Here is a 20079-nt window from a genome sequence, read left to right as displayed (position 1 = left end):
TCTCATGCCCGTCCCTTGACCGCGAGACTCCAACTGGGCGACGAGACTGCGCTCCACAGCCGCAGTCTCGTCGCCCAGTTGGAGTCTCGCGGACAGATGGTGCGGTCAAGGAGAGCGTCCCCACATGAAAGGCTGACCGCATGAACATCCGACCGGGGCTGTGCTCCGTGACCTTCCGGCAGCTGGATCCGGCCGCGATCGCGGTGCTCGCCGCCGACGCGGGGCTGCAGGTCATCGAGTGGGGCGGGGATGTGCACGTGCCCCCGGGCGATGCCGCGCGCGCCGCCGAGGTCGCCCGCATCACGGCCGACGCGGGACTCGCGGTCTGCTCGTACGGCTCGTACTTCCGCGCGCAGGCCGGGGAGGATATCGCCCCGGTCCTGGACTCGGCGGAGGCGCTCGGCGCCGACCGGATCCGCGTGTGGGCGGGGGGCATCGGATCCGCGGACGCCACCGCTGCCCAGCGCGTCGAGGTCATCGACGCGCTCGCGGGGGCGGCGGAGCACGCAGGCCGCCGCGGGATCTCGCTCGCTCTGGAGTTCCACGGGCGTACGCTCGCCGACGACGCCGAGCAGACGCTGCGCGTGCTGGCCGAGGTCGCCAGCCCGCACCTGTCCACGTACTGGCAGCCCACCGTGTCGGCGCCCGACGAGGTCGCCGTGGCCGAGTACGAGCGCCTCGCCGACCGGGTCTCCGCCGTGCACGTGTTCTCGTGGTGGCCCGTGGCGGAGCGGCTCCCGCTCACCGCCCGGGCGAGCCTGTGGACGGCGTTCGCGGCCGCAGCCGCCGCCATGCCGGCGCCCCCGCGCGATGCGCTGCTCGAATTCGTGCCGGGCGACGATCCCGCCGCGCTCGCCGCAGAAGCCGCGGCTCTGCGCGGGTACCTCGGCTGACGGGCGGCGGGCCCCGCGAGGGCTCGGCGAGCCTTGAACCCAGAGTGGCAAACGCTTGCCATTTTCGCCGGATCTCGCCATGATCGGACGGAAGGCAGTTTCCCCACGAGATCCGCCGCGCGCTGCACGAAGGCGTTCCGCGTCGCGGGACAGGTGCGCGTCGCGGCCGTCGCCCGGCAGCGCAGGCGGTGATCCATCGAAGAAGATCGGAAGCCCAGATGAAGACCACTCGATCATTGCTCGCGGTCGCCGCGGCCGCGGCGCTGGTGCTCAGCGGCGCGGGCGTCGCGAGCGCCGCCGAGCATCCCGCTCCCTCCCCCGACGCCGCACAGGCTGCGGCCGCCGGTGTCGGCCCCCTCGCTGCGGTGCCGGCGGGTTCTGCGGGGGTGACGGAGGATATCCAGCCCAGCGCGGCGTCTGCCGTCACGGTGAGCTCCCTCGCCCAGCTGCAGAGCGCGATCACGGCGGCGCAGCCCGGCGACACGATCATCCTCAGCAACGGCACCTACGCGGTCGGATCGCCGATCGCGGTCACCGGCGGAGGGGCGACCGGCAACCCGGTCACGATCAAAGCCGCGACAGTCGGCGGGGTCACTCTCACCGGCACCTCCAGCTTCACGTTCTCGGCGGCGCACGACGTCGTGCTCCACGGCTTCCGCTTCACGCAGTCGACGACCCTCGAGGTCCCGGCGGACAGCCACGCGATCACCTTCAGCCGCGACGAGTTCGCCTTCGCCCAGAGCGCGGAGCACAACCTGATGGTGCGCGCCGATGACTCCGTCGTCGAGTACAGCTGGTTCCACGGGAAGAGCACGATCGGCGTCTACCTGGGCATCGAGGGCGCCGGGACCACCGAGATGGCCACCGGCGTGCGGGTGCATCACAACTACTTCTCCGACCAGAGCTTCACCGGAGCCAACGGCGGCGAGTGCATCCGCCTCGGGGTCAGCCCTCGCGCGCTGAGCGCCGCCGGCGCCATCATCGAGAACAATCTCTTCGAGAACGCCAACGGCGACCCGGAGACGATCTCCGTCAAATCGAGCGGGAACACGATCCGCTACAACACCATCCGCAACAGCGTCGGCGGAATCGTGCTGCGGCACGGGAACGGGAATGCGGTGGTCGGCAACCGGATCATCGGCGGCGCCAACGGCATCCGCATCTACGGCAACGACCACGTCATCGTGAACAACTACGTGGCCGGCCTGAGCAAGGACGGCATCGTCATCGGATCCGGCACGGAGCGTGACCACTATGCAGGAGAGCCGGCGGACTCGCGTCGCGGCAACGACGCTCCCGACAGGATCCGGATCGCGCTGAACACGCTCGTCGACAATGGTGGCGGGATCGTCGGGGAGACCAACCGCACGGTTCCGCCGCTCGACGTCACCATCGTGGACAACATCGTGCGCGGCCAGACGGGCTACCTCGGCAACGTCCCGCTCATGCAGGACTTCTACTGGCGAGGCAACATCATCTGGGGATCCGCGGCCAACGGGAACATCCCGAAGGTCGGCTTCACCCGGGTGGATCCGCTGCTCGCCCAGGACGCGGCCGGGACCTGGAAGATCACGACCTCCAGCCCGGCCGTGAACGCGGCGACGCAGACGAATCACGCGAACTGGGTCACCGACGATCTCGATGGGCGTGCGCGCACCGGGGTGTACGACATCGGCGCTCAGGAGGTCACCGGCACCCCCGCGACCAGGGCTCCGCTGACCACGACCGACGTCGGCCCGAGCGCCCCCTGACCGTGAAGGGCGCCGGGATCGGGCCGGCGCCCTTTCCGGCGGTCGCCGGCGTACGGCGGCGGGACTCGCGGATGGCAACCGTATGCCATGTCGCGGTCGTGAGACGCCTCGACGGGGGCGGACACGAAGGGGCCGGATCGGAGAACTCTCCGATCCGGCCCCTTCGCCGTGCGCCGATGCTCAGGCGCTCTGCGGACCCACATCCCCGGCGTGCAGCGGCGTGCGCCGCGCGTGCGCGGAGGAGGACTCGTGCGCCCCGACGTCCGCAGCGCCGGTGCGATGCCGGCCCAGGATGTCGTCGGTCACCCAGGCCGTGTGGTCCTGGGCGGCGGCGTCGATCGCGGGGCTGCCGGCGCCGATCCGTGGCAGGCCCTCGGCGTCGGTCTCGAGCAGCGGATCCGCCGAGGTGTACCCCGATGCCGGCAGATCGCCGGTCGCCGCGGCGCCCCACAGGATGTTGCCCGCCCAGGTGAAGCCCTGCGACTTCGGCACGAGCGCGAGCGAGCCCCGATCGGAGACGACGAGGTTGTCCACGATCACGCAGTCGCGCGGTTCGATGGGCCGCGCGGTCTCGCCGATGATGCCGCCGCCCACGTCGATGAGCGAGTTCAGCGCGATCCGGACCCGGTCGGGAGCGTCGTTCTTCGAGCGGGAGCTCGAGGGCTCGCCTTCGTAGTGGTCGCGCAGCGTGCCGCAGCCGATCACGATCGCCGAGCCGCGGATTCCCGTGATGAGGTTGTTCACGATCACGTGGTCGTTGCCGTAGATCCGGACGCCGTTCTCGCCGTTCAGGATGTGGTTCGACTCGATCCGGGTGCGGTTGCCGTGCCGCAGCACGATGCCGCCGAGGGAGTCCCGGATGGTGTTGTACCGCACCGTGTTGTCGCTCGACTTCACCGAGATCGCCTCGGGGTCGCCGTTGCACCGCTCGAACAGGTTGTACTCGACGATCGCGTGCGCGCTGCTCAGCGCCCGAGGGCTCACGCCCAGGCGGATCGGCTCGCCGCCGTTGTCGCCGGGGAACGTGTGGTCCGAGAAGTGATTGTGGTGGATGTGCACGTTCTGGGCCATGTCGGTGGCACCGCCGCCCTCGACGCCGAGGTAGATGCCGAGCGTCGACTTGCCGTGGAAGTGGTTGTACTCGATCACGGTGTCGTCCGCACGCACCATCACATTGTGCAGACCCTCGATGTCGGCCAGGACGAACTCGTTGCGGCTGAGCGTGATCGCCTGACACGAGGCGGGGATCTCGAACGTGGTGGACTGCATGAACACGAACCCGCTGAGGGTCACATGGTGCGCGCCGTCGAACACGAAGCTCTGCGCGCCCGTGAACGTGACGCCGCCTATGCTCTCGGCGGTGATCGTGAGGTGCTTGTTCCACCGCCCGCCCACGCCGGAGAGGCGGATCGGGGATCCGTCCGGCACCGCATACGTGCCGTCGGCCACGACGATCGTCGCGCCCTCCGTCACCGTGTCGATCGCGTTCTGCAGGGCGGTGAGATCCGACACGAACGTGTACGGTCCGCGGCCGGCGAGCGTCGGCACGCCCGCATGCGGGCCGACGGCCTGCGCGGCACCGGGGACGGCCGTCAGCGCCAGGGCGGCACCGGCGGCGGACAGGATGAATGTGCGTCTCTTCATGATCCTCCTCGTTGAGAGATGACCTGCACCGCATCTCGGCGCAGGGTCGACGGCGGTCCCCTCGATGACTCGGGGACTGGGGTGGGCAGGCGGCGCTCGGAGGGACGATCCTCAGGCGATCGCGTCGTCGGTCAGGAACAGCTCCACGACGGGCACGGCCGTATCGGGCCGCTGCAGCGGGAGCTGAAGGGTGAGGGTGCCTTCGGGAAGGCCGCCCATGAGCGTGTTCTGCGCGACGCGATCCGGATCCACCTGCAGAGGAACCAACTCGGAGGCGTCGGTCATGAGCTGGGCGTACCGTACGCGTCCGGCGAGCCCCGGCAGGTGCAGGTGCCGGAACGGCCAGGCGAAAAGGTGCGCGTACAGGCGGTCGCCGCGCAGCGTGTAACGGACGTCGGTCGGCGGCGCGAAGGGCGCGGGACCCGCGCCCTGGATCGCGCGGGCATGATCGGCCATCCACCCGGCGATCCCGCCGAAGGTCCTCTCGGCGTCCGCTCCGAGCCGGCCGCGGCCGTCGGGGCCGATGTTGAGCAGCAGGTTGCCGTTCTTCGAGACGCCGTCGACGAGCAACCGGACGAGCGCCTCCGCGGTCTTGAACTCGTGGTTGTCGCGGTCGTAGCCCCAGCTGCCGTTGAGCGTCTGGCACGCCTCCCACGGCACCGGTTCGCCCCGGCGGGTCATCGGCGTGAGCGGTTGATACTGCTCGGGGGTCACGATGTCGCCGGGGATCCCGAGGCGATCGTTCACGATGATGCCCGGCTGCAGTTCTCGGACCAGCGCGAGGAGCCTCTCCGCGTCCCAGTCCTCGGCGCCCTTGCCGCCCCAGTAGTCCGGGCGGTGGGTGTACGAGAAGTCGAAGAACAGGTAGTCGATGCGGCCGTAACGGGTGAGTAGCTCGCGCACCTGCCCGTGCAGGTAGGGCTGGTAGCCGCGCACATCGCGGTCGGCCGTCTCCGCCTTGAAGTCGTCGTCGTCGCGCTGGGGATGGGTGCCGTCGACGGGGAAGGAGGCGTGGTGCCAGTCGATGAGGGAGTAGTACAGGCCCACCCGCAGTCCTTCGGCGCGGCAGGCCTCGACGAACTCGGCGACGGCGTCGCGCCCGAACGGCGTGCTCATCGTCGTGTAGTCCGTGAGGTCCGAATCCCACAGGCAGAACCCGTCGTGGTGCTTGGCCGTCAGCACGACATAGCCGGCTCCGGCCTCGCGCGCGGTGCGGGCCCAGGTGCGCGGGTCGAATCGGTCGGGGGCGAAGTGCGCTCGGTACGTCTCGTAGTCGGCGTCGCTCATCCGCTCGCGGCTCTTCACCCATTCGTGGCGGGCGGCGAGGGAGTAGAGCCCCCAGTGCACGAACATGCCGAGGCGGGCGTCGGTGAACCAGGCGAGGTCGGCGGGGGCGGTCATGCGTTCACTCCGATGTCGGTCGTGGCGGGCGGATCCGCGTCGATGAGGGCGTGCGAATCCCGCAGTGCCGCGTCGAGCGCGTCGAGCTCGGCGTCGGCGAGACCGTGCGCGGCGAGGAAGGCACGGGCGGATCCGTGATCGCGGTCGAGCGCCACGAGCGTTTCGCGCATGGCCTCGGCGGGGGAATCGGTGGCGAGCACGGCCGCATGCGGCGAGTCGGGGTAGGCGCGACGCAGGCGCTCGCTCGTCGCGCGGCGCTCGGCCTCCGGGATCAGCGCGGCGGTGAGGGCGTAGTCGGCGATGACGGCGTCGCGGTCGGCCCCGACCGCGCAGAGGGCGAGTGCGATCACGAGGCCTGTGCGGTCCTTGCCTGCTGTGCAGTGCACGAGCGTCGGCTCGCCGGAGGCGATCGCGCGCACGGCCGCGACGAGCTCCGGCGCCGACTCGGCGAGTAGATGACGGTAGATCCCGACCAGGTCGTAGCCCTGCTCGAAGAACGAGCGGGGGGAGCCGTGGTACAGCGGCAGCGCGATGATCGGCACCCCGTCGATCGGGGTGGGCGCCGCCGCGACCTCCTCGATCGAGCGCAGGTCGACGATCCTCCGGGCGAGGGCGCTGATGCGTGCAGCGCCCTCAGCGTCGATCCCCGCGAGCGCCCCTGACCGGAACAGGCGCCCGGTCCTGACCCGCCCCGTGCCGGCGGGCATCCCGCCCACGTCGCGCAGACCGACCACGCCCTCGACCTCGATCACCGTCATGATCAGCCCTTGAGCGCGCCGGAGGTGAGCCCGCGGGCGAAGGAGCGCTGGAAGAGCAGGAACACGATGACCGACGGCGCGAGCGCGAGCAGGGACGCGGCCATGATCACGCCCGGCGTGACCGCCGGGTCGATGCGCAGAGTACGCAGGGCGAGCGGCAGGGTGTACGTGGCGTTGCTCTGCGAGACGAGCAGAGGAAGCAGGTACTGATCCCAGATCATGGTGAAGCCGAACACCCCGACCACGCCGAGAGCGGGCTTGCACAGCGGCAGGATGATCTGCGCGAACACGCGGAATTCGCCGGCGCCGTCGATGCGGGCGGCCTCCTCGAGCTCGATCGGCACGTCCTTCATGAACTCGGTCATGACGAGGATCGAGAACGCCCACGCGCCCAGCGGCACGATCATGCCGGCGAGCGTGCCCATGAGGTTGATGTGCACGAGGGGCAGATCCGCGAGCAGGATCGACAGGGGGAGCGCGAGGATCTCCTCCGGCAGCATCATGGTGGCGAGGATCGCGACCATGACGAATGCGGAGAACCGGAAGCGCTTGCGGGCGAGGGCGTAGCCGGCCAGAACCGAGACGATGACCTGCAGCAGCAGGCCGAAGCCGACGACGAAGAACGAGTTGGCGAGGTAGTTCAGCACGCCGTAGTCGATGGCGATGCCGAAGTTCTCCAGGGTCGGCTTCGACGGGATGATGCTCAGTTCGGTCGGGTCGCTGATCTGGCTGAAGGCGCCGACGAGCAGCGCGAGCAGCGGTCCTGCGAACAGGGCGGCGACGAGCACGTAGAGCACGATCTTGACGGCGATCGCGAGGGGGGTGCGGCTCTCGGTCAGGCCGAGGGCGGTGTCGGTGCCGGCGCTCATGCGTCCTTCCTCCTGCGGGTGATGATCTGCACGAACACGGTCAGGACCAGCGTGGCGAGGAACAGCAGCACCGCGCCGGCCGAGCCGACGCCGAGCTTGCCCTGCTCCAGGCCGAGTTTGTAGAGCAGCGTCATGACCACCTCGGTGGCGCCGTTCGGTCCGCCGTTGGTCATCAGGAACACCTCGGTGAACACGCGGAACCCGCGGACCGCGGCGAGGACGAACAGGATCGTGAACACGGGGCGCAGACCCGGCAGCGTGACGTGCAGGATCCGCTGCCAGCGGTTCGCCCCGTCGACCGTCGCCGCCTCGTACAGGCCGCGGTCGATGCCGGCCAGGCCCGCGAGGATGATCATCATGTCGTAGGGGGCGCCGCGCCAGATGCCCATCAGCATGATGGATCCCATCGCGGAGCCGGGGGCGTTGATGAACTCGCTCGGGCCGAGCCCCGCGACGCCGAGGATCGCGTTGAGGAATCCGTCGGGCGACGGGTAGTACATGATCCGCCAGAGCTCGGCGATCACGGCCATCGGCACGACGACGGGGAGGAAGGCGGCCGAGCGCAGGAACGAGAGCTTGCGCGTCTGGCCCTCCAGCAGCAGGGCGAGCAGGAAGCCGATGCCGAGGCTGCCCGCGGTCTGTCCGAGTGCGAGGATCACCGTGTTCAGCGCCGCGCTGCGGAAGTCGGGGGAGGAGAGGATCGTCTCGTAGTTGGCCGTCCCGACGAACTCGTTGCCGAGGTAGGGGCGGACGTTCTCGACGGACATCTGGACGGCCTGGACCATCGGGATGTAGCGGAAGACGAGGAACAGCAGCAGCGCGGGGGTCAGGAACGCCCACGGGATCCACCACTGCCCCTGTGCCCGCCGCCGGCGGCGCCGAGCAGGCGACGGGACCAGGAGGGCCTCCGTCGCCGTGCTCGGCACGGATTCCGCCCGGGCGGTGTCCATGATGTCGTAGGTCACTTCTTGAGGATCCCCTGCGTCAGGAGTTCGGTGGTCAGCTTGCCGTCGAGCTTGGTCAGCTCGCCCTTCAGATCGAGTGAGCAGTCCGCCAGGAGCGCGTTCACGGTGTCGGCGGTCATCTGGCGCACCGGCGTCCAGCTCGGGATGTTGGGCGCGTAGCGGCCGTTGTCCTGATAGGCGGTCGCGAACGTCTCCCAGCGCTGATCGTCGCGCACATCCGAGACCTTCACCTTCTGGTTCACCGGGAGCTGGACGCTGAACGTGCCGTTCTGGCCCTCCATGCCCGCCTTCTGCGCGTCGGTGCCGATGTACCAGTCGGCGAATGCGTTCTGGCCCTTCTCGTTGTCGGAGCCTGCCATGAGGTAGATCGCGCCGCCCTCGGCGAGCACGCTCGCGTCCTTGGGTCCCTTCGGGGCGGGGACGACCTCGTACTTGTCGGCGCCGAGGGACTTGTCGAACCGGGGCATCATGTAGGGGCCGGTGAGATACATGCCCGCGACGCCGGTCTCGAAGGCCTCGTTCGTCGGCGGGGTGTCCATGCTGACCGCTCCCGGCTGCATGACCTTGTCGGTGCACTGCAGGCCGCGGTACCACTCCATGGCCTTGACCGAGGCGTCGTCGCTCATCCCCGGGACGAACTTGTCGCCGGACTTCTTGATGAAGTCTCCGCCGGCCGCCCACAGGAAGTTGGAGAAGTACCACGACGCGTAGCCGCGCTTGGTGGAGCCGGGCACCGCGAGGCCGTAGGTGTCGTTCTGGCCGTTGCCGTCCGGATCCTGCGCGGTGAACGCCTGGGCGACCTTGCGCATCTCGTCCCAGGTCTTCGGTGCTTTCAGATCCAGCTTCTGCAGCCAGTCGCTGCGGATCAGCAGGGCGTTGGCCTGCGCGGAGTAGGGGACCGCATAGGTCTTGCCGTCGGTCGCCTTGCCCGCGGCCGCGGCCTGCGGGGTGAGGTCCTTCGAGTGCGGCACATCCGTCGAGCTCACCTCGCGCACGATGCCCTGCGTGTGCATGGTGCCCAGCTGGCTGATGTCGTTCATGACGATGTCGGGGAGCTTGCGCTGTCCCGCCCGCTGGGCGAGCTTCGTCTCGAAGTCGTCGAAGATCGCGGTGAGCTCGGCCTTGTAGCCGGTCTTCTTCTCGAACGCTTCGACCATCGCCTTCTGCGCGGCCTCGCTCGGGCTGCCCGGCGTGGTGCGGATCCAGATCTCGAGGGCGGCCTTGTCATTCTGGGCCACGGCGGGCTTGCCGCCGCTCGAGCTGCTGCTCGAACAGCCGGCGAGGGCGAGGGCGGCGACGCCGAGCAACGCGGCGGTGCGCAGGATTCTGCTGTGCATGGGGGGCTTCTCCGTCGTATTTGGCAAACGCTTGCCACTTTGCAAGGCGTCGATGGCGAATCTAATGTAGGTGCGCAGACGCTGTCAATCATTCATCGGATGTCTCGCCCGTCGGGGCGGGCCGAAAGGAGACGGAATGGGCGGACGGATACGCGCACGACTGGTCATGGAGGAGCGTCGCCGCGGTGACGTCTACCCGGAGGACGTGCTCGCCGGGATCGACGCCGCGGTGACGCTGGTGCGGCCTTTCCTGACGGCCGAGGAGCTGGCGGCGCAGCCCGACGCGCTCGCCGACGTCGAGGTGCTGCTCACCGGGTGGGGTGCGCCGGTCGTGGACGCGCGGCTGCTCGAGCATGCGCCCCACCTGCGGGCGGTGCTGCACGGCGCCGGCTCGGTCAAGCACCTGATTTCGCCCGATGCATGGAGACGCGGGATCACCGTGGTCTCCGCGGCCGCGGCCAACGCGGACCCGGTCGCGGAGATCGCGGCGGCGCAGATCGTGCTGGCCGCCCGCGGCGTGCACGCGGCGCGCCGCCGCTACAGGGCCGAACGGCGGCGGGCGGCGGCGGATGCGGCGTCTGGTGCGCGCGGCCGCACCGTGGGGCTCGTCGCACTGGGCGAGATCGGGCGGCGCGTGGCCGAACGGCTGCGGGGATCGGGGTTCCGGCTCGTGGCGGCCGATCCGTTCGCGCAGTCCGAGGATGCGGCCGCCCTCGGAGTCGAGCTCGTGGAACTGGACGAGCTGTTCGCGATCGCAGACGTGGTCAGCCTGCACGCGCCCCTGCTGGACGCGACGACCGGGATGATCGACGCCCGCCTGCTGCGCCGGATGCCGGAAAGGGCGACCCTCGTCAACACCGCGCGAGGAGCCCTGATCCGTGAGGAAGACCTGATCGAGGTGTGGCGGGAGCGTCCGGATCTCACTGCGCTGCTCGACGTCACCGTCGACGAGCCGCCGCGAGCGGACTCGCCCCTGTGGGGGCTCGAGAACGTCGAGCTCACCCCGCACGTCGCGGGATCCATGGGGGAGGATCGGGCCGCGATGGGACGGCTCGTCGCCGAAGAGCTGGCGCGCTTCGCCACGGGTCAGCCGCTCCGGCATCGCGTGGATCCGGCCGCGCTCGACCGGATCGCCTGACGATTCACGCCCGAAAACGGCAATCGGTTGCTCGTCCCCTCGGCGCGGGACGGGTATCGTCGTGCCGCCCGTGCGCCGTGACTCGTTCGCGCTAGGCTCACCGCATGAATCCGGAACGCCGGTCCCCGGCCGCCGAGCCCGCTGCCGACCCGGCGTCCGGGCCCTCCGGTTCGCGGGCGGCGACGCTGCACGACGTCGCCCTGCAGGCCGGTGTGTCGCTGGCCACGGCGTCACGGGTGCTCAACGGCTCCGAGCGCAAGGTGGCCGAGGGGTTCCGGGAGCGGGTCGAGCGCGCGGCCGAGGCTCTCGGCTACACGCCGAACGTGTCGGCGCAGGCGACGGCTCGTGGCCGCTCCCCGGTGATCGCGCTGCTCGTCGCCGACATCGCCGACCCGTACTTCGGCCAGATCGCGGCCGGCGTCGCCCGCGGCGCCGATGAGCACGGACTCGTCGTCACCATCTCGATCACGGAGCGGGATCCGGACCGCGAGCAGCGGATCCTGCGCGCCCTGCGCGGACAGCGGCCACAGGGCCTCATCCTCGCCGCCTCCCGCGCCGATCTGGCATCGAGTCCTGGCACGTCCCCGGTCGAGCTGGAGGCGTTCGAGCGCTACGGCGGCAGGGTCGTCGCATTCGGTGAGGGGCAGGAGGTCGGCGAAGGCCGCACCGCACGCTCGGTCGTGCTGGACAACGGGGGCGGGGCGGAGGAGCTCGGCCGCCGGATGGCGGCACTCGGCTATCGCACCGCGATCGGGATCGGCGCCGCCTCGGGCGTGCGCACCTCCGACGACCGCCTCGGTGGCTTCGCGCGTGGCTTCGAGAGCGGCGGCGGCAGGATGGATCGGATCCTGCGCGGCGACTTCCGGCGCGAGTCCGGCGCCGCGGCGATGACCGAGGCGCTGACCGAGGGCGTCGAGCCCGGCACCCTGGTGTTCGCGATGAGCGACGTCGTCGCACTCGGTGCGATCTCCGCGATCCGCGAGGCAGGACGCGAGATCGGGGCGGACATCGCGGTGTGCGGCTTCGACGATGTGCCGGCGAGCGGCGATGTGACACCAGCGCTGACGACGGTCCGGCTGCCGCTCAACGAGGCCGGCTATCAGGCCTTCCGGGCGATCGTGGACGACGACTGGATCCAGGCGGCGCTCCCCATCGAGGTGGTCGTGCGCGCGAGCACGCCGGGACTCGTTCAGGGTCGCTGAGCACCCCTCCGAGACCGCGCCCGGGCTTCGAGCATGCAGGGGTGCGGCAGCGGCGACGAGCAATCGTCCGAGAGGTCGCGCTGCACCCGGCGCTGCCCGCACGCACGCACGCGATCGACGACGCGCTAGGCGGCACCCACCGTCGCGGGCTCCGCGGCGGTGACGGCCGCTGCCACGTCGTCCGTGGCGATGCCGGGATCGAGCACCGCGAGCAGCGCGCGCACCGGATCGGCCGAGCGGCGCGCGCGCTCGATCGCAGGCTGTTTCGCATCGCGCGCGGCGGCGCCTGTGCGAACGAGACGGATCCAGGCGGCGATGGCACCGAGCGAGGCGTCGCCACCGCGCCCCGCGGCCCGTTCCGCGCGCAGCACCGGTACGACGCGCAGGGCGAGCTTGGTGGCGCCGTCCTCCGCGATCTGCGCCAGGTGGTGCGCGATCCGGGCATTGGCGAAGCGCTCGGCCAAGGCGCGGCGGTACGCGTCGAGATCGAGCTCCGCGGGCAGGTGCCGGACCGCCTCGTCCCAGTACCTTTCGACCCATGCGCGGATGCCGGGATCCGACATCGCCTCCGCGACGGTCGTGTGCCCGCGCAGAAGCCCCTGGCTCGCAAGCAGGCTGTGCGCCCCGTTGAGCAGCAGCAGCTTGCGGCGCTCCCATGGCCCGATGTCGTCGACGAAGCGCGCACCGGCCGTCTCCCACTGCGGGCGTCCGTTCGGGAATCGCCCGCACAGCACCCAGTCGGCGAAAGGCTCGGCGACCACCGGGGAGGCGTCGTAGAACCCGGTGAGTGCGGCCGCGGTGGCGCGGTCCGCGTCCGTGGCGCGCGGCGTGATGCGGTCCACAGACGTCGACACGACGGAGGTCTGCTCCCTGAGCCATGCCTCGAGAGCCGGATCCACGGCTCGGGCGAGACCCGTGAGCGCCGCCCGCACCCTGGCGCCGTTGTCGGGGAGGTTGTCGCACGGCACGATCGCGATCGGTCCCGCATCCGCCGAACGCCGTGCACGCAGCCCGGATAGAAGGCGCCCGAGCGGGGTCGCGGGCGCGGCGCGGGCGCGCAGCGCGGCGATGTCGGCGACGACCGCGGCATCAGTGACGTCGAGGGTGCCGTCGGGGCGCAGCCGGTAGGCGGGCTCGGTGATCGTGAGCGTCACGAGCGCGGTTGCGGGTGCGGCGAGGAGCTCTTCGAGCCGGGCGACGTCGCCCGCAGGGTGCGCCTCGGCGATCGTCGGCACGATCTCGGCACGATCCCGGTCGGGGCCGCGCTCGATCAGGGTGTACAGCCCGTTCTGCCTCGACAGCTCGTCGGCGGCCCTCGGGGCCCGGCCCGTGAAGGCGGCGATCGTCCAGTCGGCCGCGTCGGCGGCGTGGGCCGTGTACCAGGCCTGATGCGCGCGGTGGAAGGCGCCGAGCCCGAGGTGCACGATGCGCGGCGGGGCGGCAGCGGCCGAGGCCGGGTTGCGGCGCAGGGGTGTGCCGGTCACAGCTTGAAGGCCTTCCGGGGCAGGGCGTCGACCAGGTCCCGCGCGATCCGGCCCGCCATCGGCGCATCCAGCCTGCCCTCGGCGACGAGCCGGGCGAGGAACGAGGCATCCAGGCGGCGAGCCATGTCGTGGCGGGCGGGGATGGAGAGGAACGCGCGGGTGTCGTCGACGAAACCCGATCCGCGATAGAAGCCGGCCGTCTCGGTCACCGCCGCGCGGAAGCGCAGGATCGCATCAGGGGCGTCGAGGAACCACCACGGCGCGCCGATGTAGAGGCTCTGGTAGAAGCCCGCGAGCGGGGCGATCTCGCGGGAGAACGACGTCTCGTCGACGGTGAACAGCACCAGGTGGAAGTCGTCCGCGTTGCCGTAGCGCTGCAGCAGCGGGCGCAGCGCCTCCGCATAGCCCGTGCGCAGGGGGATGTCATGGCCGGTGTCGGGTCCGAACGTCTCGAACGTCGCCGTGCTGTGGTTGCGGAGCACCCCGGCGTGCACCGTCATCACGAGACCGTCCTCGACCGACATCCGTGCCGACTCCAGCAGCATGTGCCCCTGGAACACCGCCGCCTCGATGTCACCGAGTCGACCGCGCACGGCGCGCGAGAACAGCGCGGACGCCTCGTCCGGGCCGAGGTCGACGGTGAGCGGCTGCAGGACGCCGTGGTCGGCCGAGACCGCGCCGTGCGTGACGAAATGCGCCCGGCGCGCCTCGAGCGCGGCGAGGTAGCCGTCGTAGTCGTCGGCGGCCGAACCGCTCCACGCGGCCAGTCGCTCGATGTTCGCGGTGAAGTCGGGATGAGCGGGGTTCAGATAGGCGTCGGGGCGGAACGTCGGCGCGACGCGTCCGGCGAAAGCAGGATCCGCCGCCAGCGCGCGATGCACGGCGAGGTCGTCGAGCGGATCGTCGGTCGTCGCGAGGAACTCGATGCCGAACGCGTCGAACAGGGCGCGAGGCCGGAACGACGGCGCGGTGAGCATCGCGGAGATGCGGTCGTACAGGGCGTCGGCGTTGGCGGCGTCGGGTTGCTCGGTGAGACCGAACAGGGCCGCGAACTGGTGGTGCAGCCAATAGCCCGAGGCCGTCCCGGCGAACAGATGCCAGTTCTCGCAAAAGCGCCGCCAGGCAGTGCGCGGGTCCGCTGTCGGGGCTGCGCCGGTGCGATCCGGCACGGCGAGCTCGTTGAGCGCGATGCCGGAGGCGTGCAGCAACCGGGTGACGTAGTGGTCGTGGCGCAGCAGCAGCTCGGTCGGATCGGCGAACGCCTCGTCGTCGAGCAGGAGGCCGGGGTCCACATGGCCGTGCGGAGACAGGATCGGCAGCTCGGCGGTCTGCCGATAGAGCTCCCTGGCGATCTCGCGGGTGCGCGGATCGACGGGGAGCAGGCGGTCCGGGTCGGATTCGAGATGCATGAGTGCTTCCTGGATGGCGGGGACGGTCGTGGGCGCGCGGCCGGTTCCGCGCATGCCGGATCAGTGGTGCCCGCGCCTCCCCGGTCTCCAGAGACGGTGCGGCCTCCTCGGTATTCTGTCCGCCGGATCTCGAAGATGTCAACCGGTTGCCATTCACGTCGGGACGGCACGGCTGCGGTCGGTGCGGCGATGGTTGAGCGAGCATCTCCGTCGCCTGACAATCGGTTGGATCCGATCCGGCCCGCTGCGAGCGGCACCGGGGCCGCGCGCGGTACGGTGGTGCGAATCCTGAAGGAGTGTGCTCGTGGCAGCTGACGCAGCGGATCCCCGGCCGACGCGATCCCGAACCCGCTCGGCCGCCACGATCTACGACGTGGCGAAGCTCGCCGGCGTGAACCCGTCCACGGTGTCGCGTGCGCTCACGCAACCGGGGCGCGTCAACGCGCAGACCGAGGCGAGGATCCGTGAGGCCGCCGCGCAGCTCAAGTACCGCACGAATCCGATGGCGAGGGCGCTGCCGACCGGTCGCACGAAGACTCTCGGCCTGCTGATCGCCGACATCACGAACCCGGTGATCTTCGGCATCGTGCGCGGGGCGGAGCACGCGGCGGGGGAGTTCGGCTACACGCTCGTGATCGCGGAGTCGCAGGAGTCGGGGGAGCGCGAGGCGCGCTCGGCCGAGCGGATCCTGCCCGCTGTCGACGCCCTCGTGCTCGGCACGACCCGTCTGGCCGACGATCAGATCCGGGAACTCGCCGAGACGAAGCCCCTGGTCGTGCTGAACCGCGAGATCGTGGGAGTTTCGACCGTGACCCCCGACCTCGAGCCGGGGATCGACCAGGCGCTCGCGCACCTCGAACTGCTGGGGCACACGGCGCTCGTGTTCCTCGCGGGGCCCGCCGATTCCTGGATGAGTCGTCGCCGGGGGGAGGCGCTGAAGGCCGGCGCCGAGAGTCGCGGCATGACGATCTCCTCGATCGGGCCGACCGATCCGACGATCGACGGTGGCCGCGGAGCCCTGCCGCGCGTCATCGCCTCGCGGGCGACCGCGGTGATCGCGTACAACGACATCATGGCGATCGGGCTGCTCCGCGCGGCCGCGGAGCACGGCGTCGCCGTGCCCGGAACGTTCAGCATCCTCGGGTTCGACGACATCTTCGGGTCCGATTTCACCTCGCCCGCGCTGACCACCGTGCGCTCGCCGCTGGCGGCGGCGGGAGGATTCGCGGTGCGCAGGGCGCTCGAGCTCGCGGGGGCCGTCGAGCCGGACGACGCCGCGGCGATCGAGGCGGCGTCGCTCGAGACCGAGCTCGTGATCCGCGGCTCGACCGGTCCGGTGCGGCCCGTCTGACGCTCGGTCCCTCCGACGCGCGCGCCGGCACGCGGGCGTGCCGGCGCGCCGTGGCGCCACTGGTTCGATGCATCGTGGTGGCAATCGTTTGCCAATCCTGGTCGCGACGTGGTTCAATGAGCCCGCAGCTCCCCAGGCCCCGGTCACGGACGCCGCACAGCGAAAGGATCTCCATGCGAATCGACATGGCCGAGGTGATCGTCACCAGTCCCGACCGCAACTTCGTCACGCTGAAGATCACGACCGCAGACGGGGTGACCGGGCTGGGCGATGCGACGCTCAACGGGCGCGAGCTGGCGGTGGTGGCCTATCTGCGTGAGCACGTGGTGCCGCTGCTGATCGGGGCGGATGCGTCGCGCATCGAGGACACCTGGCAGTTCCTGTACCGGTCGGCGTACTGGCGCCGCGGCCCGGTCACGATGGCCGCGATCGCCGCGGTGGACATGGCGCTGTGGGACATCAAGGCCAAGGCCGCGGGGATGCCGCTGTATCAGCTGCTCGGCGGAGCGAGCAGGGAGGGACTCCTGGCGTACGGGCACGCCTCAGGGAAGGAGCTTCCCGAGTTGTTCGACTCCGTGCGCTCGCACCTCGAGCAGGGGTACCGGGCGATCCGGATCCAGACCGGCGTTCCCGGACTGAAGGCGATCTACGGCATCGCCTCGCAGGCCGCGGACACCGGCGGCGGCGAGGCCCGTTACGATCACGAGCCGGCTCGACGCGGCGCGCGGCCGGTGCAGGAGGACTGGGACACCCGCGCCTACCTGCGCCACCTGCCCGGAGTGTTCGACGCGGTGCGCAATGAGTTCGGGCCGGAGATCCCGCTGCTGCACGACGGACACCACAGGATGACGCCGATTCAGGCCGCCCGGCTCGGCAAGTCGCTCGAGCCCTACGACCTGTTCTGGCTCGAGGACTGCACGCCCGCCGAGAACCAGGAGGCGCTGCGGCTGGTCAGGCAGCACACCACGACTCCGCTCGCGATCGGCGAGGTGTTCAACACGGTGTGGGACTTCAAGGACCTGATCCGCGATCAGCTCATCGATTACGTGCGCGGCGCCGTCACCCACATGGGCGGCATCAGCCCGCTGAAGAAGACGATCGACTTCGCCGCCATGTACCAGATCCGCTCCGGATTCCATGGGCCGACGGACATCTCGCCCGTCGGCATGGCGGCGCAGATGCATCTGGGGCTCGCGATCCACAACTTCGGGATCCAGGAGTACATGCCTCACGGCGCGAAGACCGATCAGGTGTTCCGGCAGTCGTTCAGCTGGCGGGGTGGTCTGCTGCACCCCGGCGACGAGCCGGGTCTCGGCGTCGAGCTCGATGTGGACGAGGCAGGCGCCTACCCGTACGAGCAGGCCCACCTCCCGTACAACAGGCTCGCGGACGGCACCGTCCATGACTGGTGACGCTCTCGTCGATGCCGTCGCCGGTACGCCGCGCGCCAGACTCATCGTGGTGATGGGGGTCTCCGCTGCGGGGAAGACGAGCGTGATGCGGGCGCTGGCCTGGCGCCTCGGCATCGACGGGCGGGACGCCGACGAGCTGCACTCGCCCGCTAACGTGGCGAAGATGGCGGGCGGCACGCCGCTGACCGATGAAGACCGGTGGCCGTGGCTCGACGCCGTCGGCGCCGTGCTCGCCGAGGGGCGATCAGACGGCGGCAGGATCGTCGCGTGCTCTGCGCTGCGCCGCGTCTATCGCGATCGCCTGCGTGTCGCGGTGCCCGACGCCCGGTTCGTGCATCTGCACGGTGCACCGGGACTGCTGCGGTCCAGGGCCGCGGGCAGACGAGGGCACTACATGCCGCCGTCGCTGCTGGCCTCGCAGCTCGCACTGCTCGAGCCGCTCGATCCGGAGGAGGACGGCGCCGTGTTCGATGTCGCCCCTGCCGTCGACGACGTCGTCACCGCAGCCCTCGCCTGGATCCGCTGACGGCGCCTGGCCGGTGGCCGCCCACCTACCTCGCCGGACTACCTTGTCCCACTTTCGGCTCCGAAACCCGGCGATTCCGCGCCGAAACTGGGACACGGTCGCGCCGAAACTGGGACACGGTCGCGCCGAAACCGGGACACGGCAGGAGCCCCGGGCCGGATCAGCCGCCGAGCGCGGCGCTCACGACCGCCCTGGCCTCCTCCTGCACGCGGGCGAGGTGCTCGGGGCCGAGCAGCGACTCGGCGTAGAGCTTGTAGACGTCCTCCGTGCCGGACGGGCGTGCGGCGAACCAGGCGTGCTCGGTCTGCACCTTGAGCCCGCCGATCGCCGCGCCGTTGCCCGGTGCGTGCGAGAGCTTGGCCTCGATCGGCTCACCGGCGAGCTCGGTCGCGGTGACAGACTCCGGCGACAACCTGCCGAGCGTGGCCTTCTGCTCGGGCGTCGCGGGGGCGTCCACGCGCTGATACGCGGAGGCGCCGAAAGCCTCCTCGAGCTCGCGATAGCGCTCCGACGGCGTCTTGCCGGTCACGGCGATGATCTCCGCGGCGAGCAGGCAGAGCAGGATCCCGTCCTTGTCGGTCGACCACACGGAGCCGTCCTTGCGCAGGAACGATGCCCCTGCCGACTCCTCGCCGCCGAACGCGACGGATCCGTCGAGCAGGCCTGGCACGAACCACTTGAACCCGACGGGGACCTCGAGCAGGCGCCGCCCGAGCGACTCCGCGACGCGGTCGATGATCATGGATGACACCAGCGTCTTGCCGATCGCGGCGTCGCGGCCCCAGCCCTCGCGGTGCGAGAACAGGTAGTCGATCGCGACCGCGAGGTAGTGGTTCGGGTTCATCAGACCCGCATCCGGGGTCACGATGCCGTGCCGGTCGGCGTCGGCGTCGTTGCCCGTGAGCACGTCGAAGTCGCCCTTCTTCGCGACCAGCGAAGCCATCGCGGAGGGGGAGGACGGATCCATCCGGATCTTCTCGTCCCAGTCCAGGGTCATGAAGCGCCAGGTCGGGTCGACCTCGGGGTTCACCACCGTGAGGTCGAGGCCGTGCATCTCGCGGATGAGGGCCCAGTACTCGACCGAGGCGCCGCCGAGCGGATCCGCCCCGATCCTGACGCCCGCGCGCTTGATCGCCTCGACGTCGATGATCGAGGGCAGGTCGCGCACGTAGCCGTCGCGGAAGTCGTAGGTGCCGAGGCCGTCAGCGTCGATGTCGGCGAAGCGGGTGCGCTTCACGCCCTCCAGGCCGGACTCGATGAGCTCGTTCGCGCGGTTCGCGATCCAGCCGGTCGCGTCGGTGTCGGCGGGGCCGCCGTGCGGGGGGTTGTACTTGAAGCCGCCGTCGCGCGGCGGGTTGTGCGACGGGGTGACCACGATGCCGTCGGCGCGGCCGGGCTCGTCATCGGAGCGGTCGCGGTTGTAGGTGAGGATCGCGTGGCTGAGCGCGGGGGTCGGCACCCAGGCGTCCCGCGAATCGACGAGGACGTCGACGTCGTTCGCGACGAGCACCTCGATCGCGCTGCGCTCCGCCGGGCGGCTGAGCGCATGCGTGTCGCGGCCGAGGAAGAGCGGACCGGTGATGCCCTGCGCGGTGCGGTAGTCGACGATCGCCTGGGTCGTGGCGAGGATGTGCTGCTCGTTGAAGCTGCCGCTCAAAGAGGACCCGCGATGCCCGCTCGTGCCGAACACGACTCTCTCCGTGGAGATCCTCGGATCCGGGATCCGGTCGTAGTAGGCGGCGATCAGCTCGTCGACGTCGATCAGGTCGCTTTCCTCCGCGGGGAGGCCGGCTCGGCTCGTCATGCAGCTAGTCTGCCCCGGCGGGCCCCGGATCGCATCATCGTTTCGGCGCGGAACGTCGGGTGGCGGAGCGCTGCCGCCGTGGTCCACCCGATCCGGGGCGACGGCTGCACGATCCGCGCACGGTTGCACGACCGG

16 protein-coding genes are annotated in these 20079 nt (G+C 70.7%); 7 read left to right on the top strand and 9 right to left on the bottom strand.

What is annotated here, in order from left to right; translation table 11 throughout:
- The first annotated feature begins 140 nt into the window (after positions 1-140).
- Complete coding sequence (locus RS86_RS03330; protein WP_200892739.1) at positions 141-893, top strand: sugar phosphate isomerase/epimerase family protein; 753 nt, start codon at positions 141-143, stop codon at positions 891-893.
- A 218-nt stretch (positions 894-1111) separates the two neighbouring features.
- A complete protein-coding gene (locus tag RS86_RS03325; protein ID WP_082076530.1) occupies positions 1112-2644 on the top strand; it encodes a polysaccharide lyase 6 family protein in 1533 nt (510 codons plus the stop codon).
- Positions 2645-2824: 180 nt separating this feature from the next.
- Here the strand turns inward: RS86_RS03325 and RS86_RS03320 are convergent, their stop codons facing one another.
- The 6 genes from RS86_RS03320 to RS86_RS03295 all read right to left on the bottom strand — a co-directional run bounded on the left by RS86_RS03320 (position 2825) and on the right by RS86_RS03295 (position 9618).
- Entirely contained in the window at positions 2825-4288 is a 1464-nt protein-coding gene (locus tag RS86_RS03320; protein WP_045270790.1) for a polysaccharide lyase 6 family protein, read from the bottom strand.
- A gap of 111 nt (positions 4289-4399) precedes the next feature.
- Positions 4400-5689 carry an alpha-L-fucosidase gene (locus RS86_RS03315; RefSeq protein WP_045270789.1) on the bottom strand — a complete coding sequence of 430 codons (1290 nt, stop codon included), beginning with the start codon at positions 5687-5689 and terminating at the stop codon, positions 4400-4402.
- A complete protein-coding gene (locus RS86_RS03310; RefSeq protein WP_045270788.1) occupies positions 5686-6447 on the bottom strand; it encodes a tyrosine-protein phosphatase in 762 nt (253 codons plus the stop codon). Before RS86_RS03310 ends, RS86_RS03315 begins: the two co-directional genes overlap by 4 nt.
- Positions 6448-6449: 2 nt before the next feature.
- Positions 6450-7316 (bottom strand): carbohydrate ABC transporter permease, encoded by an 867-nt coding sequence (locus RS86_RS03305; RefSeq protein ID WP_045270787.1) that lies wholly within the window; start codon positions 7314-7316, stop codon positions 6450-6452.
- Positions 7313-8281, bottom strand: a complete 969-nt coding sequence (locus RS86_RS03300) for a carbohydrate ABC transporter permease (RefSeq protein WP_235281575.1) — start codon at positions 8279-8281, stop codon at positions 7313-7315. Before RS86_RS03300 ends, RS86_RS03305 begins: the two co-directional genes overlap by 4 nt.
- The gene (locus tag RS86_RS03295) at positions 8278-9618 is read right to left on the bottom strand and encodes an ABC transporter substrate-binding protein (RefSeq protein WP_152642054.1); all 1341 of its coding nucleotides are present in this window, start codon (positions 9616-9618) and stop codon (positions 8278-8280) included. The genes RS86_RS03300 and RS86_RS03295 overlap by 4 nt, the downstream gene beginning before the upstream one ends.
- A 136-nt stretch (positions 9619-9754) precedes the next feature.
- On the opposite strand from RS86_RS03295, the gene RS86_RS03290 reads away from it, so the two are divergent.
- Entirely contained in the window at positions 9755-10756 is a 1002-nt protein-coding gene (locus RS86_RS03290) for a hydroxyacid dehydrogenase (protein WP_045270786.1), read from the top strand.
- Positions 10757-10860: 104 nt separating this feature from the next.
- A complete protein-coding gene (locus RS86_RS03285; protein ID WP_045270785.1) occupies positions 10861-11958 on the top strand; it encodes a LacI family DNA-binding transcriptional regulator in 1098 nt (365 codons plus the stop codon).
- A 125-nt stretch (positions 11959-12083) separates the two neighbouring features.
- Here RS86_RS03285 and RS86_RS03280 read toward each other — a convergent pair whose 3' ends face one another.
- Positions 12084-13442: a mannitol dehydrogenase family protein gene (locus RS86_RS03280; protein ID WP_045270784.1), complete on the bottom strand. Its 1359-nt coding sequence runs from the start codon at positions 13440-13442 to the stop codon at positions 12084-12086.
- Entirely contained in the window at positions 13439-14851 is a 1413-nt protein-coding gene (gene uxaC, locus RS86_RS03275) for a glucuronate isomerase (RefSeq protein WP_045270802.1), read from the bottom strand. The genes RS86_RS03280 and uxaC overlap by 4 nt, the downstream gene beginning before the upstream one ends.
- 304 nt (positions 14852-15155) lie before the next feature.
- Between uxaC and RS86_RS03270 the strand changes: the two genes are divergently transcribed.
- The 3 genes from RS86_RS03270 to RS86_RS03260 all read left to right on the top strand — a co-directional run bounded on the left by RS86_RS03270 (position 15156) and on the right by RS86_RS03260 (position 18140).
- A complete protein-coding gene (locus RS86_RS03270; RefSeq protein WP_045270801.1) occupies positions 15156-16202 on the top strand; it encodes a LacI family DNA-binding transcriptional regulator in 1047 nt (348 codons plus the stop codon).
- 173 nt (positions 16203-16375) lie between these two features.
- The gene (gene manD / locus RS86_RS03265; RefSeq protein WP_045270783.1) at positions 16376-17614 is read left to right on the top strand and encodes a D-mannonate dehydratase ManD; all 1239 of its coding nucleotides are present in this window, start codon (positions 16376-16378) and stop codon (positions 17612-17614) included.
- The gene (locus RS86_RS03260) at positions 17604-18140 is read left to right on the top strand and encodes a gluconokinase (RefSeq protein WP_045270782.1); all 537 of its coding nucleotides are present in this window, start codon (positions 17604-17606) and stop codon (positions 18138-18140) included. Before manD ends, RS86_RS03260 begins: the two co-directional genes overlap by 11 nt.
- Before the next feature lie 160 nt (positions 18141-18300).
- Here the strand turns inward: RS86_RS03260 and pgm are convergent, their stop codons facing one another.
- Complete coding sequence (pgm, locus tag RS86_RS03255; RefSeq protein ID WP_045270781.1) at positions 18301-19944, bottom strand: phosphoglucomutase (alpha-D-glucose-1,6-bisphosphate-dependent); 1644 nt, start codon at positions 19942-19944, stop codon at positions 18301-18303.
- Positions 19945-20079: the final 135 nt, after the last annotated feature.

The sequence above is a fragment of the Microbacterium azadirachtae genome, from assembly GCF_000956505.1.
Lineage (GTDB): Bacteria > Actinomycetota > Actinomycetes > Actinomycetales > Microbacteriaceae > Microbacterium > Microbacterium azadirachtae_A.
This window is presented reverse-complemented; position numbering and strand designations above follow the sequence as displayed.